14 protein-coding genes and 3 riboswitches are annotated in these 17145 nt (G+C 45.9%); of the genes, 5 read left to right on the top strand and 9 right to left on the bottom strand.

Annotation, left to right across the window (positions count from 1 at the left end; all coding sequences use genetic code 11):
• Nucleotides 1–19 precede the first annotated feature (19 nt).
• The 5 genes from AC4EHK_RS00545 to mtnK form a co-directional block, all read right to left on the bottom strand.
• Entirely contained in the window at nt 20–1057 is a 1038-nt protein-coding gene (locus tag AC4EHK_RS00545; protein ID WP_490976854.1) for an ABC transporter permease, read from the bottom strand.
• Nucleotides 981–2537, bottom strand: a complete 1557-nt coding sequence (locus AC4EHK_RS00540; protein WP_490976853.1) for a sugar ABC transporter ATP-binding protein — start codon at nt 2535–2537, stop codon at nt 981–983. The genes AC4EHK_RS00545 and AC4EHK_RS00540 overlap by 77 nt, the downstream gene beginning before the upstream one ends.
• A 64-nt stretch (nt 2538–2601) precedes the next feature.
• Nucleotides 2602–3684: a sugar ABC transporter substrate-binding protein gene (locus AC4EHK_RS00535; RefSeq protein ID WP_490976852.1), complete on the bottom strand. Its 1083-nt coding sequence runs from the start codon at nt 3682–3684 to the stop codon at nt 2602–2604.
• Nucleotides 3681–4742, bottom strand: a complete 1062-nt coding sequence (mtnA, locus tag AC4EHK_RS00530; protein WP_490976851.1) for an S-methyl-5-thioribose-1-phosphate isomerase — start codon at nt 4740–4742, stop codon at nt 3681–3683. Before mtnA ends, AC4EHK_RS00535 begins: the two co-directional genes overlap by 4 nt.
• Complete coding sequence (mtnK, locus tag AC4EHK_RS00525) at nt 4739–5929, bottom strand: S-methyl-5-thioribose kinase (RefSeq protein WP_490976850.1); 1191 nt, start codon at nt 5927–5929, stop codon at nt 4739–4741. The genes mtnA and mtnK overlap by 4 nt, the downstream gene beginning before the upstream one ends.
• 76 nt (nt 5930–6005) lie before the next feature.
• A riboswitch (SAM riboswitch) is annotated at nt 6006–6159 on the bottom strand.
• Between the two features lie 271 nt (nt 6160–6430).
• A riboswitch (SAM riboswitch) is annotated at nt 6431–6540 on the top strand.
• A gap of 75 nt (nt 6541–6615) precedes the next feature.
• On the opposite strand from mtnK, the gene mtnW reads away from it, so the two are divergent.
• The 5 genes from mtnW (at nt 6616) to AC4EHK_RS00500 (ending at nt 13002) form a co-directional block, all read left to right on the top strand.
• Nucleotides 6616–7830, top strand: coding sequence for a 2,3-diketo-5-methylthiopentyl-1-phosphate enolase (mtnW, locus tag AC4EHK_RS00520; RefSeq protein ID WP_490976849.1), 1215 nt, complete (start codon nt 6616–6618; stop codon nt 7828–7830).
• A 5-nt stretch (nt 7831–7835) separates the two neighbouring features.
• Nucleotides 7836–8501: a 2-hydroxy-3-keto-5-methylthiopentenyl-1-phosphate phosphatase gene (locus AC4EHK_RS00515; RefSeq protein WP_490976848.1), complete on the top strand. Its 666-nt coding sequence runs from the start codon at nt 7836–7838 to the stop codon at nt 8499–8501.
• A complete protein-coding gene (locus AC4EHK_RS00510) occupies nt 8498–9112 on the top strand; it encodes a methylthioribulose 1-phosphate dehydratase (protein ID WP_490976847.1) in 615 nt (204 codons plus the stop codon). Before AC4EHK_RS00515 ends, AC4EHK_RS00510 begins: the two co-directional genes overlap by 4 nt.
• Before the next feature lie 15 nt (nt 9113–9127).
• Complete coding sequence (locus tag AC4EHK_RS00505; protein ID WP_490976846.1) at nt 9128–9664, top strand: 1,2-dihydroxy-3-keto-5-methylthiopentene dioxygenase; 537 nt, start codon at nt 9128–9130, stop codon at nt 9662–9664.
• Nucleotides 9665–9798: 134 nt separating this feature from the next.
• On the top strand, nt 9799–13002 hold the full coding sequence (locus AC4EHK_RS00500; protein WP_490976845.1) for a hypothetical protein: 3204 nt from the start codon (nt 9799–9801) through the stop codon (nt 13000–13002).
• A 209-nt stretch (nt 13003–13211) separates the two neighbouring features.
• Here AC4EHK_RS00500 and AC4EHK_RS00495 read toward each other — a convergent pair whose 3' ends face one another.
• The 4 genes from AC4EHK_RS00495 to AC4EHK_RS00480 form a co-directional block, all read right to left on the bottom strand.
• Nucleotides 13212–13355 (bottom strand): hypothetical protein, encoded by a 144-nt coding sequence (locus AC4EHK_RS00495; RefSeq protein ID WP_490976844.1) that lies wholly within the window; start codon nt 13353–13355, stop codon nt 13212–13214.
• Between the two features lie 72 nt (nt 13356–13427).
• On the bottom strand, nt 13428–14867 hold the full coding sequence (locus AC4EHK_RS00490; protein WP_490976843.1) for a glycosyltransferase family 2 protein: 1440 nt from the start codon (nt 14865–14867) through the stop codon (nt 13428–13430).
• Complete coding sequence (locus AC4EHK_RS00485) at nt 14864–15910, bottom strand: HEAT repeat domain-containing protein (RefSeq protein WP_490976842.1); 1047 nt, start codon at nt 15908–15910, stop codon at nt 14864–14866. The genes AC4EHK_RS00490 and AC4EHK_RS00485 overlap by 4 nt, the downstream gene beginning before the upstream one ends.
• A 187-nt stretch (nt 15911–16097) precedes the next feature.
• Entirely contained in the window at nt 16098–16967 is an 870-nt protein-coding gene (locus tag AC4EHK_RS00480; RefSeq protein ID WP_490976841.1) for an amidase, read from the bottom strand.
• Between the two features lie 46 nt (nt 16968–17013).
• Nucleotides 17014–17102: riboswitch (cyclic di-GMP riboswitch) on the bottom strand.
• Nucleotides 17103–17145 lie beyond the last annotated feature (43 nt).

Below are 17145 nucleotides of genomic sequence, written 5' to 3'. Positions count from 1 at the left end.
GAAGCCTTTTGTTTTGCCTTTATGCTTTAGAAAATTTCTTTTTGGCGTAAACATACGTAACTGCCAGTGCAGCAACCAAAACACTGCCTTTGATAATATCAAAAGCATAATAAGGAAGATTCAGGATCGTCAATCCGTTCAACAGGATGCCGATAACTGCAGCTCCGAAAAATGTACCGAGTGCATTCGGCTTGCCTGCTCCTAAAACCGAGTAGCCGACAAATACAGCTGCCACTGCTTCCATCATCAATGGAGCTCCTGCATCAATCTGCCCTGAACCAACGCGTGCCGTGAACAAGATGCCGGCCATTGAAGCAAAAACACCGGATATGACATACGCCGTGAATTTCACTTTTTTGACGCTAACACCTGACAAGGTAGCCGCTTCAGCATTTCCGCCTGTCATATACAACACTCTTCCCCAACGCGTGTGGTTAAGCACGACGTAAGAAGCGAGCACCATAACAAGCATGATCCAGACCGGAACCGGAAGACCCAGCATTTGTCCTTGGCCAATCCACAAAAAGGCTTCCGATAATTGCCCGGGTGCAGTTCCACCAGAAGTCAACGGCATGTTGTTGTAGATTGAATAGCCTTCCGTATAGGTCCGGTGTAGTCCGGCCACAATGTACATCATACTCAAGGTCGCCAACAGATCCGGAATGCCGATAACCACAATGAGGAAGCTGTTGACCGCCCCGACCACAACGCCGATCAATAGCGGCAAAACCAGTACCAGCCATAGCGGCATGTCGTACCAGACCATCAACGAAGCGGACACAACAGTCGATAACGACATGGTTGAACCAACAGATAAATCAAAGCCATCCACCACCAGCGTGAATGTCACTCCCAGAGCAAGTAAGGTAACAATGGAAATTGAGCGCAGAATGTCTGAGAAGTTGCCGTATGTGAAAAAAGAGTCGCTAATGGTACTAAAATAAAAAATAATGAAAATAAGGAGAGCGATGGCGCCGTATTTAAATAGAAACTGAATCGCGTTTTCCTTCACTGAGTTCTTGTTTTTCCCCAAGCTCTTCTTTTCCGCCACTTGCATACAATAAAATCCTTTCTTGGGTCGCTTCTTGTCGTGATAATTCTTTCACGATTTGACCATTGTACATTACGAGAATGCGATCGGAAATCCCGATGGCTTCATGAATTTCGCTTGAAAAATACAAACACCCTTTGCCGCTTTCGGCTAATTGGCGGATCAACCTAAAAATATCAACTTTTGCTCCAATATCGACACCTTTGGTCGGCTCATCAAACAAATACAGGGAGGAATTGAGTGAGATCCATTTGCCAATAGCCACTTTCTGCTGATTTCCTCCACTTAAATGAACAAGCGGTGTTTCTGTACTGCCGGTTTTGATGCGCAGCCGCTCAATGATTTCATTGGCAAAACGCTTTTCGGCTTTCCGGTCCATCAATAGGCGCTTAGAGAATTTTTTCAAGTTAGGAAATGATGCGTTGGCTTCCAGTGATTCCTGAACAAACAACCCTTCTTTTCGCCGCTCCTCAGGAATCAACGCCATTCCTGCTTTGATGGCGTCTGCTGGATGTTTGATTAGAGCGTTTTTCCCGGCAAGCTTAATTGTTCCGGATGTTAAAGGCGTTCCGCCAAACAGCGCTTTTGCCAGCTCCGTTTTTCCCGCACCTACCAGCCCGACAACGCCCACCACTTCTCCTGCTGCTACTGTCAGCGACAGGTCTTTAAGCTTTTGGCCATCCGATAAATTAGCAACTTCTAGCAAGCCGGTTCCGATGTCATGCGCACGCGGCTCCAATTCATGGCTGAGCGCCGCACCGAGCATCGCTTCGATGACCCCGTCCTGATCGGCCTGAGCCGTATCGTAAGTTTGGACAAGCGTCCCTTCGCGCATGACGGTGATCCGGTCGCTGATTTCAAATACTTCAGGCAGGCGATGCGAAATGAAAACACAGCCGACACCTTGTGCTTTTAGTTTTGCAATCACCGTATACAACTTTTCCGATTCATGAATCGATAGCGGTGCTGTTGGTTCATCGAAAATAATAATTTTTGCCGAATGAACCAATGCTCTGGCAATCAGTATCATCTGCTTTTCTGCCAAGGTTAGGAGTGCCGCTTTCTGTTGAACATTGATGTTTTCTGCCTGCAGCTCATGCAGCACCGAGCGAGCCTGTTCATTGATTTTCTGCTTGGAAACAAACAGCTTTCCTTTTTCTGCAAAGGTATCCAGGAGAATATTTTCCGCCACGGTCAACTCGGACACAATGGCGGTATCCACTTCCTGGTAAACACAATAGATCCCTTGCTGCTTGGCGGCTTTCGGTGATTCTAGCCGAATGGCTGCACCGTCCAGATAAATCGATCCTTCATCCTGTTGATAGACGCCTGACAAAATTTTGATTAAGGTACTTTTTCCTGCACCGTTAACACCGAGAATGGCATGGACTTCGCCTTTTTTCAATTGAAACTCTGCTCCTTGAAGCGCCGTAACTGCACCGAATTTCTTTCCGATAGCATTCATCGAAAGCAACGGTTCTACCATAGAAATGCCCCTTTCTGATAAAAGAGCTGTCCCCATATTTCAGGACAGCTCGAACTGGTAAAGATTATTGGCCTTCCAATTCGCGCAGGTCATCTGTATAACCTTGGTCGCTTGCTCCCCAGCCTTCTACAAATTCACTCAACTCATCTGTTGTCACCGTTTCTTCAGGCAAGTTCTCCGTCTCAATAAACACCGGCTCCAAGACTACTTTTTCTTCCGGCTGCTCATCATTTAATAGCTGGTACAGGTAACGCACTTGAATGCGTCCAATATCTGCTGGATCGACAGCTGCAGAAGCTACCCACGGGCTGCCATCTTTTTGCATCAATTGCAAATCTTCATCGCTCATGTCAATGCCGTAGACCTTGATATCGGTACGCCCTGCCTGTTCAATGGCACGGACAGCACCTTTTGCAAACTCATCCCAAGAAGCCCAGACCGCTGTAATCTCTCCTTCGTTCGGGTATTGCTTCAAAACAGCTTCCATCTGTGATTGTGTATCCAATGCCGTGTTGTCAGTAGCAGCTCCAAATGCTGTAACTTCCTGGATGCCCGGATTGTCCGTCATGAATTTCTCGTAAGCAATCTGGCGTCTTTCCATTGGTGCAAAGCCAGCTGTCCAAATTTTGACAATATTAGCTTCACCGCCATTATCTTCGGCCAGTTTTTCCAATGTCATTTCCGCCATCTGCTGGTCGCCCTGCTCTAAAGAAACAACGCCTTCCACATCAATGCCCGTATCAAACGCCACTACCGGAATTCCAGCTTCCAGCGCTTTTTCAACTCCTTGGTTCAGCGCTTCTTTTGTTCCATGGTCAATCAAAATGCCGTCGACGCCTTGATTAATCGCTGCATCCAAGTTAGATGCCATTTTCGCCAAATCGCCTTCTGAAGTGAAAACGGTCGCTTTCCCACCGAAACTTTCAACTTGCTCTTCTACTCCCGCAATGTACTGAGCAGAAAATGTACCCAAGTTGATTTGCATGATCAATGCAATTTCCTTGCCGGCAAGCGGATGATCAGAGGCTTCGCCTTCAGTGTCTGAAGAAGTTTCTTCTTCGCTGACCTCCCCTTGCGGTTGGCATGCGGCCAAAAACATACTGATAAATAATAATGCGGCTAGCAGCCAGATGGATTGTTTTTTCATGTTCTTTCTCCTTTTCCTGCAGATGCACCGAGCAAATCAGGGATGTTTTTTTGATAATCGGATTGGATAATGCCTTTTTCAGTAATGATGGCGGTAATCAAGTGTCCCGGTGTTACATCAAAAGCCGGGTTAAATACTTTTGTGCCAAGCGGCGCTACCGGTTGTCCGTTCATATGGGTAATCTCTTCCGGGTTGCGCTCTTCAATGGGAATCGCGCTTCCGTCTTCTATCGACAGATCGAAAGTTGAAGCCGGTGCTGCCACGTAAAACGGAATGCTGAAGGCGGCAGCCAGTAAGGCCAAATTGTAAGTTCCAATTTTATTGGCCGTATCGCCATTCGCTGCAATGCGGTCCGCACCGACGATGATGGCTTCCACCCCTTTTGCTTTGATGGTGTGCGCGGCCATGCTATCGGTGATCAATGTAACATCGACACCAGATTGCTGCAGCTCCCATACCGTCAGGCGCGCGCCCTGGTAAATCGGCCGGGTTTCACAGGCGAACACTTCAAACTCGCGGCCCCGCTCGCTGCCAAGATGAAATGGCGCTAGTGCGGTGCCGTATTTGGCCGTAGCAATCGAACCGGCGTTGCAAATAGTCATTACCCGCGTTTGCTCTTGCAGCAACACCAGTGCATGCTCGCCAATGCTGCGGCACGACTCTTCATCTTCCTTGTGGATCTGGACTGCTTCCGCCTGAAGCAGCAGTTTGGCTTGTGGTACGTTCTCTGCTTCTCGAAGCTTATCTTTCAGTCGGCTAAGCGCCCAGCCAAGATTGACTGCGGTCGGTCTGGAAGAATTCAAGTATGCGGCATCTTTTTCAACGTATTGCTGAAAAGCTTCCAACGAATCCGTATCGTGCCGCTTGGCGCCGTTAGCCAGTCCATAAGCTGCAGTGATGCCGATGGCGGGTGCGCCGCGAACCTTTAATGCAAGAATCGCATCGTAAACGTCTTCGACGGTTTCAAGCGTCACATATTCAATGGCATGCGGCAGTTTTTGCTGATCTAAAATGGTCAGCTGCTGGCCGTCCCATTTGATGGATAAGGGGATGCTCATGTACGGGCCTCCTCAAGAATTTGCAGTACATCGTTGATCGATGTGATTTCCTTGCGCTGTAAAATCAAAACCTGGCCAGTCTGCAATGCTTGCTTCTTGAAGGCGATTCGCTTACCTGCGTCTTCGATGCTGTCCAGATCTTTCACATGTGCCAAGCCGATGGTTCGGCGAATTAATTCGCATCCTGCAAAACCGGCTGCATCTGTCAGCACTTTCTCAAGCACATGCTCCAGGTAGCCCTCTGTCTCCTTGAACGATTCCACACTATGTTTTTTCCATAGCTCGGTGAATGAAGAAGCGAAGACATCCCAGGTCTTTCTGATATCTTCTACCATCACTTGGCGATTCTCATCTTCGCGTGTGACCGACTGGAAAACTAAGTTCGCCAGGAACAAACCAACATCAAATCCAATCGGACCGTAAAAACCGAATTCGGGGTCGATCACCTTCGTTTCCGTCTGGCTGGCAAAAATACTGCCGGTGTGTAGGTCGCCATGCAGCAGAGCTTCCGATTCAGTCAAAAAGCTTTTCTTTAATTTCGCTACTTCGAGCTGAAGCTTCCGGTTGCTCCAGATCGCTTCTGCCGCTGATTGAAGCTGCGGTTCGTAATCGTTGGTATCGAGATCAAAAAATGGATCTGTAAAAATGAGATCTTCCGTAATCTTGCATAATTCGGGATTGGAAAACTCCGCAGCCAAACGCTTTTTTTCAAAAGGATGCAAGCCGTAATCCGATGTGTGGAATAAAGTCAGTGCCAAGTATTCACCGATGTCCTGCGACAATCTCGGAAAATTCCGTCCGTGGATCAACCCTTCCCGCGCAATCTCCAGATGAGACAAATCTTCCATCACCGTAATGGCCAACTCTTCATCTGTTGCAAAGACTGTTGGCACGAGTGACGGGACAAATTCTCCGTGCTTTCTGAGGACATTCGCTTCAATCGTCGCGCGCTTTAACGTCAACGGCCAGCTTTCGCCGATAATCTTAGCGTATGGCAATGCCTGTTTGATGATCAGCCGCTTTCCTGTATTTGGATCTTCGATTTGGAAAACATAATTCAAGTTGCCGTCGCCGATTTCCCGGCAAGTCAATTGGGCAGCAGGGTCAAATGTATGAACCGTTTTTGCCAGCGCAATCGCTGTTTCTTCCGTTAAGGCTTTATAAGTAGCGGGAACCGTAAGTGTCATTGTAAATCTTCCTTTCATGTGCAATATAAAAAGCCTCTTTCATAAAAGAAAGAGGCCAGAATAAGAGATTCCATGCCTCTTATCTTTCAGAAATAAATTTCTGATGGAATTAGCACCGTGCCTTGCAGGATTTTCATCCTGGCGCATAAAGCGCCCCTTCTCACGAAGGTATTACGGTCGGTTGCTGGGCGTCATCGGGCCAATATCCCTCTGCCAGCTCTTGATAAGAGTACTACGTGTTATTTAATTTAAGTTATGAAAAGAATCCTATCACGATTCAGAATTAACTGTCAATCCATTTTTCCAATAAAAACAATTTTATGATAACGGAGTTGACAGATTTCTGCGCACATGAAATAATCAGAATTACTTTATTAATCTTATAGTTGAAGAAATCGTTTCAGGCAGACGCTTTCCGCGTACGAAGCGGGTTTGTGGAATATCAATTGATAAAAACCGATAGTCTGACTTAATAAATCATATTTACCCAATTTCATATCTTTCTTATTTAGAGCAGGTGGAGGGACAAGCCCTATGATACCCGGCAACCGGTCCATTGATGGACACGGTGCTAATTCTTGCAGCCAGAACCGGTGGCTGAGAAATAAGAAGTTGTTAACGCCCTTAACCTCTTCTTATTTGAAGAGGTTTTTATTTTTTAAAATTTGCATGGGAGTGTGGAATACATGAGCGTTTTGACTGCTACATATCAAGTCTACGGAAAACCGGGTTCGTTCGAAAAAAAAGCGGACGGCATCGCTTTGGGACTAACCATCGGTTCTTGGACTGACTTGCCGCTGCTTGAACAGGAACAACTGAAACACCATAAAGGAAATGTCGTGTCCATCGAAGAATTTGAACAAGAACGCCACCCGCTAAAACCGGATTTAATAAAAGCAGAGCTTGAAATTGCCTACCCAAGCGTGAATTTTTCGGCTGACCTGCCTGCCATTTTGACTACTGTTTTCGGCAAATTGTCGTTGGATGGCGAAGTAAAGCTATTGGATCTGGAGTTTAGCCACGACCTGCTTAGCCACTTTCCTGGACCGCGCTTTGGCATCGAAGAAATTCGCGACACTCTTGGCGTTGGAGGACGGCCGCTTCTCATGAGTATTTTTAAAGGCGTCATCGGCCGTGACCTGGATTTCCTGTCCGCTCAATTGCGTCAGCAGGCATTAGGCGGCGTGGATCTGGTCAAAGATGATGAAATACTATTTGATAACCCACTAACTCCTTTTGAAAGCCGCATTACCACGGGTAAACGAGTGCTTGATGATGTCTATGAAGAAACGGGACACCGAACGCTTTATGCGGTGAACCTGTCAGGGAGAACTTCCGAACTGCGAGGAAAAGCACGGAGAGCACGCGAACTTGGAGCAGATGCCTTGTTGTTCAACGTTCATGCGTATGGGTTGGATGTCTTGCAGGAGCTTGCTGAAGATGATGATATCGCCTTGCCGCTTATGGCGCATCCCGCTTTTAGCGGTGCCTTCACTTCTTCTGCCTTCTATGGCCTTGCGACACCGCTGGCCCTTGGAAAACTGATCCGATATGTCGGCGCTGATTTTTCGCTGTTTCCTTCACCTTACGGCAGTGTTGCACTGGAAAAAACGGCAGCCCTGGCACTCGGCAAAGAACTGACACGGGACAGCCCGCTAAAACGCAGCTTTCCAGTGCCATCCGCCGGAATTCATCCGGGTCTTGTGCCTTTGCTGATGGCGGATTACGGAATCGACAGCGTCATCAATGCCGGCGGCGGCGTTCACGGACATCCCGCTGGAGCAGCTGGCGGCGGACAGGCATTCAGGCAAGCCATTGACGCCGTGCTGCAGGGAGAAACCTTGCAGAATGCCGGCAAACAGCATAAAGAATTGCAGACAGCACTTGAACTATGGGGGTGAAAACAGTGAACAAACCGATTATTTTTTGTGATTTTGACGGTACGATTACAGCTAATGACAATATTATTGCCATCATGGAAAAATTTGATCCATCAGGATGGGTGCCGGTCAAAGATCAGATTCTCGATCAATCCATCTCAATACGCGAGGGTGTTGCGAAAATGTTTTCTCTGCTCCCGGTTTCGGAAAAAGACGAAATTATTTCCTATGTTTTGGAGCAGGCGGAAATACGCGAAGGATTCAGCGACTTTGTCGCCTATTCGAAAAAGCAGAATTTGCCTTTGTATATTGTTAGCGGTGGCATTGATTTCTTTGTCCATCCGCTACTTGAACCTTTCGGACCTTTTGATGACATCTACTGCAACAGCGCTGACTTTTCAGGTGATCTTATCAAACTGGAATTTCCGCATGGCTGCGACGATGCCTGCACAAGCCAGGGCTGCGGATGCTGCAAACCATCTGTCATCCGGGATCTTTTGGACAAAGACACGAAAAGCATCGTCATTGGAGACTCCATCAGTGACTGGGAAGCTGCAAAAGAAGCGGATTTCGTCATTGCTCGGGATTTGCTGGCTGAAAAATGCCAAGAAGCGGGCATCAATTACGAACCGTTCGAAACGTTCCACGAAGTTATTGCGATTGTTGATGAATATATAGGGGTGAAGTCATGACCCTTTTGCATGAAAAGTGGCGGGAATTGGCGGATGTCAAAGACGAACTGGCCGTGCGCGATTGGTTTATGGGGACCAGCGGCAATCTTGCCATCAAAGTGGCGGACGAACCGCTCGAGTTTCTGGTAACCGCGAGCGGCAAAGACAAGAAAAAACGTACAGATGAAGATTTTCTGCTTGTCGATGCCAATGGTCAGCCCGCTGTTGAAACAACGTTGAAACCATCTGCTGAAACCTTATTGCATTGTACAATTTATGGAAAGACCAGCGCCGGGTGCAGCCTCCATGTCCATACGGTCGCCAATAATGTCATTTCTGAATTGTACGGCGACGCCGGAAAAATTGATTTTCAGGGCCAGGAATTGATCAAAGCTTTTGGATTGTGGGAAGAGGACGCGGTACTGAGCATTCCCGTCATCCCCAACCATGCAGATATTCCAATGCTCGCCAAAGAATTTGACGCATTCGTTACTGCTGATAAAGGAGCGGTACTGATTCGCAACCATGGCATTACCGTCTGGGGAAAAGATGGCTTTGAAGCGAAAAAGCTGCTTGAAGCCTGTGAGTTTTTATTTCAATACCAATTGGCATTGCAACTACACCTAAAATAAGAGAGGAAGATTAAAATGGCGATTATTAAAATTCAAGGAACAAATGAAACAATCGAAGCACAAACAGAGGTTGCAGCTTTTTTGGAGCAGCAGGAAGTTGTTTATGAACACTGGGACAACACTAAATTACCCGAACACCTTCGCGAAAAATTTGATTTGAGCGATGAAAACAAAGATGAGATTCTTCAAGCCTTCAAAACCGAAATCGACGACATTTCAGAACGCCGCGGGTACCAGGCAGCGGACATTATTTCGCTGTCAGACTCCAACCCAAAACTGGACGAGTTATTGAAGAACTTCCAGCGCAAACACATCCATACAGATGATGAGGTGCGCTATATTGTTAGCGGACATGGCGTATTCATCATCCAAGGAAAAGACGAACGCTTTTTTGAAGTCCACCTGACTCCAGGCGACTTGATTTCGGTACCTGAAAATATCACACACTACTTCACACTTGCAGATGACCGGAAAGTTGTAGCGGTTCGCATCTTTGTCACAACCGAAGGCTGGGTACCAGTTTATCAGGAAGAAAACAGCATTCAAAACTAATAAGGTGGTTCAAAGATCCGACATAGTCGGATCTTTTTTTATTTGAAAAAATAGGTAATTTTTTTATATTTTATCCAATTTTAAGCTATAATAATTTCCAAGATATATTTTGCAAATAGAAAAGAGTGATATGAATGAAAAAAGTGTTTCTCTCCCTTTTGGCAGTTGTTATTTTATTTGGACTCCCTATTATGATTTGGTTTTTTCAGGAAGAAAAAATAATGAATGTAGCGATTATTGACAAGACGGTTCCGACAGAAAGCTATCGGGAGCATAAAGGGCTGACATGGCTGCTGAATCACCACCGCTACATATCCGACTCCCAAGGCACGTATAATGCAGATACGGATTATTACGGGTTTGTTCCGGATGAAGAAGCAGAAAGCTACACGATTCGTGAATTGCCTGAAGACTTGTCTGGGACGGACCTCATTTACTTGGCAGATTCTTATGGGGTTTATGAAGAAGATCTTCCGTGGCAATCGGCAGAAAAAGACCCGGGCACTTCGTCTATGATTTCCGGTGGACTTCAAATGGATGAATGGCAGACCATCAAAAAGCAGGTAGAGTCTCAAGGAACGGACTTGGTCGTTGAGTTTAATACTTTTGCTTCCCCCACTCCAAAAGAAGTCGCGCAAGACATGAACGAATTTCTGGGACTCGAGTGGAGCGGCTGGAGCGGACGCCATTTTGTGGACCTTCAGGCACCTGAAGGCGAAGTTCCTCAGTGGATAGTAGACAACTATGAGCAAAATGATGTGAAATGGAATTTTGAAGGTCCAGGATTTGTCTTGGTGAATGATGCCGAAGGCGAGATTGTGGTCCTGTCAGAAGAAGCAGGAGAAATCGGCATTAATGGCATTCACCTTGCTTTTACCGATCAAGGCAATGATCAATTTGAATTAGAAAGCAGTCCCTCTTTTGGTTATTGGTTTGATATTAACCAAGCGGCTGCAGGTACCGAAGTTTTGGCAGACTACCAATGGGATCTTGAAAGCGCGGGCAGCGAGAAGTTGAAAGCAGCCGGCATTCCCGAGAACTTTCCGGCTGTATTCCACCAGTCCAAACACGGCGCAGACCTTTATTATTTTGCTGGCGATTTTGTGGATATTGACGACACTCCGGGATTCTACCGCTACTCAGGATTCTCGAAATTGCGCTCGTTCATTTCCATGGAGTCACTGGATGCTGAAAAAAGTTTTTATTGGCAGACTTACGTACCGATGATGGAGACCATTTTGGCAAATACAGAAGATAAGGAAACAGAGGTTGAGACGGTCAAAACAACTGCAGCAGAGAAGGATGGCATTGCTTACCCTTCCCGTGTAAACGGACAGGCATTTGAGGTTTATCAAGATGGGGAGTGGGAGCCGTTCACCATTAAAGGCGTCAATATGGGAATGGCGAAACCCGGAACATTTCCTGGAGAAGCAGCGATTACGCGGGAAGAATATGACCGATGGTTCCAGGCAATTGGTGAAATGAATGCCAATGCGGTCCGCGTTTATACGCTCCACCCTCCAGCGTTCTATGAAGCATTTGCCGCTTACAATGCCAGCGCCAAAGAGCCACTCTACTTGTACCACGGCGTTTGGATTGATGAAGAACCTTTAGTGGAAACTTTGGATGCCTTCACTCCTGAGATCACTGAGCGCTTTGAAGCTGAAGTCGAAAAAATTGTAGACGTCATCCATGGAGATGCCGTCGTAGAGCAAGAACCTGGCCACGCCTACGGGACTTATAAGACCGATATCTCTTCCTATGTCATTGGTTGGATGATCGGCATCGAATGGTTCCCCTTGACCGTCCATCAAATGGAACTTGATTATCCTGATTTAGGCGACTACGAGGGCACCCATATCTACACAGAAGATGCCAATCCTATGGAGTATTGGCTTGCAGAGCAATTGGACCGTCTCGCGGAATACGAGATGGACGAATACCAAAGCATGCGGCCACTCAGCTTCACTAACTGGGTCACCACAGACAATATCGATCAGCCCGCAGAACCGAGTGAGCAGGAGGACATGGCAACTGTCGACCCGAATCACATCAAAACAAAAGGTGTGACAGAAACGGTCGGTATGTTTGCGTCTTACCATGTCTACCCATACTATCCTGATTTTCTGAATTTGGATGAACGCTATACGGAATTTGTCGACCACCGCGGGGAATTTAATAACTACGCCGGTTACTTGAAAGATTTAAATGACTCTCATGAGATGCCGATCGTCATCGCTGAGTTTGGCGTTCCGGCTTCACGCGGCATGACCCACGAAAATCCGTTTGGCTGGAACCAAGGATTTATTTCCGAACGGCAGCAAGGTGAAATCGTCAGCCATCTCTACGAAGATATTCTCGAAGAAGGCATGCTGGGCGGAATGGTTTTCACCTGGCAGGACGAGTGGTTCAAGCGGACATGGAATACGATGGATTATGACAATCCCAACGAACGGCCTTTCTGGTCAAATGCCCAAACCAACGAGCAGCAATTCGGCCTATTGAGCTTTGACCGCCATAAAGTGAAAGTGGATGGCGAAAATGATGATTGGACAGATGGCCAAACCCTTTACGAAAAAGATAGCGGAGCACTCAAATCGCTAACAATGGATTCGGATGAGCGCTATGTCTATATTAAAGCTCAGTTTGATTCGTCCAATAAAACCTGGTGGAACGAACAGGATTTCAATTTGTACTTCAGTGTTCGCGAAAACCAGGGCATTGTCGTTGATGCTCTGGACAATAGCGAATTTTTGGCAGACTTCCAGTTGAAAATCGAAGAATTGGAGCAGGCACAATTACTGGTCGCTGGTGATTACGATACTTTCTACTACGATTATCACGAGCGTTTGGAGATGATCCCAGCAGAACAAAACATCGAATCAACCTTCCATCCAATTCGCCTGGCTTTGAACAAAGCATTCGTTCGCCCCGATACTGGCGAATTGTATCCCTTCGATTCATACGAAACCGGAATCTTCCGATTTGGCATCGCTAATCCGGAGCATGAAGACTATGATTCCCTGAATGATTATTATTACGACAAAGAAACTGGGATTATGGAAATCCGGATTCCGTGGATGCTGCTGAATGCCAGAGATCCCGCAAAACGTGAATTTGTCGGCGACCTTCAAGAAGACGGCATCGAAGCTGCCCAAATAATTGACGGCTTGGATGTCACGGCTGCTTTAACCGGCCAGGACGGCCAAGCGGTTGAAACTTTCGGTACTACTCAAGAGGCCCAGTACTCATGGGACACATGGGGCATGCCACAATCAGAAGAACGGCTAAAGCAATCGTACGACATTCTTCAAAAGACCTTTGGCGAGACACAGTAACGGTGATTAAACAATAAAAAGAAGGAAGCCAATAATAACAATGGCTTACGTATCCAACACTAACCTAACAATCCATACGAAATCGCGCCGCATTTTGCGGTGCTTTTTTTTGCGAAAAAAGACCCAGTTCTATTAGAACTGAGTCAAAATGAATCGTATTTTTTCTGATGCTCGTTAAACGAATCAGTCTCGTTAACTTGAGACATCGTTCACAACTTTCCCTCTAAATCATTAAATCTTTTTTCAAGTTCTTTTACATTATTATTACTACTCAACGCTGTTGTAAAAGCAATAATACCAAAAGTGAATCCTGACATTCCAAAAATGAATCCCATAATTCCGAAAACCTCCACACAATCCCTCCTTATTTTAATGGTACGACCCTATTTCCTCATTTAATGTCATTCTTCTACTTCGTTAGATACTTACAGGCTTCCTTCTTTTTGTTCGTCATCGGAGAAAACACCTTTTCGTTCCATGTCTCCCCATACTGATTTTTTCTTAAATGCATAGAAAAGTCCCTTAACGCGCCAGAAATTCATCAGGATTCGGTACCAAAATGTTTCGGTCAACGCATAGGCGTAGAGCACAAGGATGCTTCTGACGGTCGGGTATTTGTGGTATGTCCATTCTTCCAGCAATACGGCAAGTGCGGACAACAGCGAGCCGTACAACACCATCACCAGCAGCATAATTATGGCGATATCCGTTTCAATAAAGGAAAAGGCGAAACCGCCAATAATGATGAAATAGCCCGCCACTTCAAAAATGGCGCTCAACAGTTCAATAAAGACGTAATAAGGCATCGAAAACAATCCAATTCCTCTATATTTTGGGTTGAACAGCATTCCTCGGTGCGTCCACAATGTTTCCGCTAATCCTCTTTGCCAGCGTATGCGCTGCGCACGCAAGGAAGCAACCGTGCTCGGAGCTTCGGTCCAGCAAACCGGATCCTGAATGTATTCAATGCGCTGTTTTGATTTTTCGTCTTTGATGGATCGGTGCAAGCGGACAATCAGTTCCATGTCTTCCCCAACGGTATCGGTTTTATAGCCGCCAACTTTGATGACGCGGCTTTTCTCGAACACACCAAACGCCCCGGAAATGATTAGCAAGATATTGACCCGGCTGAAGCCGAGACGGCCGATTAGAAATGCTCGAAAGTATTCAATAATCTGCATAACTTCCAGCGGTTTTTTCGGCAAGGCTACCTGCTCGATAACGCCACGATTGATTTTGCAGCCATTTGCGATTCTTACTGTCCCACCCGTTGCTGTCACCATTCCGCTGGAATCTACAATGGGTTTCATAGTTTTAAGCAAAGCATCCTGTTCGAGAATTGAATCGCCATCAATCGCCGCAAAATATGGATACCGTGAGAAATTGACACCAGCATTCAAGGCATCTGCTTTACCGCCATTTTCTTTTTCAATCAAGAACAGATTAGGGTGGAGACTTGAGCGATAAGCCCGCTTAATTTCTCCGGTTTTGAAATGAGTTCGGATCGCCAAGTCAATTGGTTCCATGTTAAATTGAGCCAATACTTTTTCACTGGTCTTATCCGTAGATCCATCATTGACTACAATGATTTCGTATTGAGGATAATTTAAGTTCAATAAGGAACGCACCGTACTGACCACTCCCGCCTCTTCGTTGTAGGCAGGAACCAGGATAGAAATTGGATACGTGTCTTTATTAATGGACATTTCCTCAATTTGTTCTTGGCGGTTCAACTTTTTCTCTTTGCTTATTTTGGGGCTGGCGACTAGAAACAGGACCAAGTAAATCGCACCGGCTGCTAGCATGTAGCCAATTATTGCCCAGGAAATAATTTCGATGAATAATGTAATTCCAGTTCCGCTCATACGAGGTTCCCGCCTTCCCTTGTCAGCATGTGCTTGGCGATATCCCTGGCATACGCATCTGCATGATCAGTCGTTACCTGCTCGAGGACTGTATTTCCGCCTTTGAAGACCTTAAGATTTTCAGCCCCTGCAAAACGGACCCACCAAATATTGTCTGACAGCAAATAGATTAAATTGGGTTTATACTGCTCAAAATGGCATGCGCCTGTCAGCTTGGCGGCATACATTCGCTCTTGCCAATGTTCTGAATCAAAGAATTCGGAGAGAATAGACGGGTCGGTCATTTTTTTATAATTGCATAAACTGCTCATGGCCCTCAAGCGGACTTCCTTGCGTTCATCCCGTATTTTCTTTTCGACAAAAGGAAAACTCACGTCAAGCCCGTGTTCTCCGCTGAAGCTGATAAAGGCATAAAGCATATTCTTCGAAATGTCCTCTTTTAATTGCATTCGCTCCAGCGTCATTTTCAATAGGTTTTCATCCAAACGGTACAACAGTTCTTTAATCATTCCGAACGACAAATTTCTGCTCTCAATGGCCGCATCCATCAAACGCACTTCCTGCAGTGTCGCGCAGGCACGTAAACATTGGCGAAACTCTTCATCCCGCTTTGTAATTTTTGAGAAATGCTGATAGACATCTTCTTTTAAAGAAAAGAGCTTGAAGTCCTCAATAAAATACAGCGCATTGACACGCTCCGCCCATTGCCCTTTTTTTAATGTACGGCGGTAATGTGCTACCAAGTATTTATCGGCCAGCAGTTGAACTCTTGCTTGTTGCTCTTCTCTTAAATCTTCAGCTAAAAATTCGTCAAGCATGATTTCCATCAACTTAAACTGATTCTTCTTTGTTGCAGGCAAAATGGGCTCGATGAGCTCTGTTCCTTCAATATACTGCTGAAACTGTGGCTTCAAGGTTTCCATCATTCCTCTTATTTCCTTTTCTTCGGCTAGATTGTTCATTTTCCAACCAATTAACAAAGCCAATATCAGCAGTTGAATCGCCAATAAACTAAAGATAATCCAGATAAACATTTCGATCATCAAACAACTCTCCTTTTTCAGAGCTTCCTCATCGTTTTGTACACATACAAATATTTCAAAAAAATTATAAGATCTGATAATTTATGGATATTATATCATATCCACTCTCTGTTTATTGACAGAAAAACAGCAAGGTGTGACCAAGTTGGCCTACCTTGCTGTTTCACATATTTTCTATAGAACTTCCTTAAGGAGCCATCGTCTTCCAACTGTCGACATGATGAATCGCAATGCCGCCAAATCCTTTTGCTCCTGTATAATAATTGGATACAGCAGCTAACTCGCCATTCATGAAGGCCTCTCCTTCTTCATAGAAAGAAATGGCGTCTCCTTCATCAGTCTGGCCGGTTTCAACTCCTACCACCACCGGTTTTCCATGCTTTTCACCGTATGCAATTTCGTTTTTTACCAGCTCTGTAATCATTGTTGCTGAATCCCGGTAAGCCATCAAGGTGACACTGTGCGTATTGGCAATTACCCATTCAGCGAGTACTCCTTTGCCATAGGTATTTTTGTAGGAAATCTCATCAAACCAGAAAGGCAGGTCGGCTTCCAGCGGAAGGTTTAATGCCGCCGTACTGGACTTAGCTTTTGTCAGCAAGGCCTGATAAGATTTAACGGTTGCTGCCCGGTTGGTATTCCAACCACTGTATAGATAAGGTTCAACATCCAAGTGGACTCCGGCAAATCTTTGAGCCGGCGCAGCCTCTTTCTGATATGTTGATAGCCAGGACATCAACCGATCCTGTTTAGTGAATCCTTTTGGCGCTACCCAGTCAGCCGCTCCATCCAGCGCATAAACGCTCATGCCGCCGGCTCTTGCTTTTACGATAAAACTTTCATAAACACCCGATGGAATATCAGCATCAATTTGCACGTAAACCTTGTTGACCCCTTTGCTTTCCAAAAAATCGAGCGTTCCCGCTTCGTCACTATAGATCATCCAAGGGTTCCATAGCCAAGTTGCTTTGGTGTTTACACCAGCAGCCTGGGCATCAAAACCATTTTGTGTCAGCATAAACAACAACCACACACCTGCTATCATTATTTTTCTCATTTTCCTTATCCTCCCGTTCTGTTAGCCGTGGCTCACAGAACGAGACCCAGGCAACCTGACAACCTTGCGCTTTTCAGGCGGTTAGGCTCATGGCTTTGCGTCCTTCCCTTTCGGTGAAGTTTGCCTTTTTCAGATTTTTTATATTATATGTTAAATAATTCAATTTTACCATCTTTTT

The sequence above is a fragment of the Planococcus sp. TJ-307 genome (assembly GCF_058268435.1).
Note: the sequence above shows the minus strand (reverse complement) of the source record. Positions and strands in the feature narration are given on the sequence as shown.

What these genes read in the sequence shown, in the direction of transcription:
- AC4EHK_RS00545 (WP_490976854.1), bottom strand. Translation starts at nt 1,057, where the DNA reads ATGCAAGTGGCGGAAAAGAAGAGCTTGGGGAAAAACAAGAACTCAGTG.
- AC4EHK_RS00540 (WP_490976853.1), bottom strand. Translation starts at nt 2,537, where the DNA reads ATGGTAGAACCGTTGCTTTCGATGAATGCTATCGGAAAGAAATTCGGT.
- AC4EHK_RS00535 (WP_490976852.1), bottom strand. Translation starts at nt 3,684, where the DNA reads ATGAAAAAACAATCCATCTGGCTGCTAGCCGCATTATTATTTATCAGT.
- mtnA (WP_490976851.1), bottom strand. Translation starts at nt 4,742, where the DNA reads ATGAGCATCCCCTTATCCATCAAATGGGACGGCCAGCAGCTGACCATT.
- mtnK (WP_490976850.1), bottom strand. Translation starts at nt 5,929, where the DNA reads ATGACACTTACGGTTCCCGCTACTTATAAAGCCTTAACGGAAGAAACA.
- mtnW (WP_490976849.1), top strand. Translation starts at nt 6,616, where the DNA reads ATGAGCGTTTTGACTGCTACATATCAAGTCTACGGAAAACCGGGTTCG.
- AC4EHK_RS00510 (WP_490976847.1), top strand. Translation starts at nt 8,498, where the DNA reads ATGACCCTTTTGCATGAAAAGTGGCGGGAATTGGCGGATGTCAAAGAC.
- AC4EHK_RS00505 (WP_490976846.1), top strand. Translation starts at nt 9,128, where the DNA reads ATGGCGATTATTAAAATTCAAGGAACAAATGAAACAATCGAAGCACAA.
- AC4EHK_RS00500 (WP_490976845.1), top strand. Translation starts at nt 9,799, where the DNA reads ATGAAAAAAGTGTTTCTCTCCCTTTTGGCAGTTGTTATTTTATTTGGA.
- AC4EHK_RS00490 (WP_490976843.1), bottom strand. Translation starts at nt 14,867, where the DNA reads ATGAGCGGAACTGGAATTACATTATTCATCGAAATTATTTCCTGGGCA.
- AC4EHK_RS00485 (WP_490976842.1), bottom strand. Translation starts at nt 15,910, where the DNA reads ATGATCGAAATGTTTATCTGGATTATCTTTAGTTTATTGGCGATTCAA.
- AC4EHK_RS00480 (WP_490976841.1), bottom strand. Translation starts at nt 16,967, where the DNA reads ATGAGAAAAATAATGATAGCAGGTGTGTGGTTGTTGTTTATGCTGACA.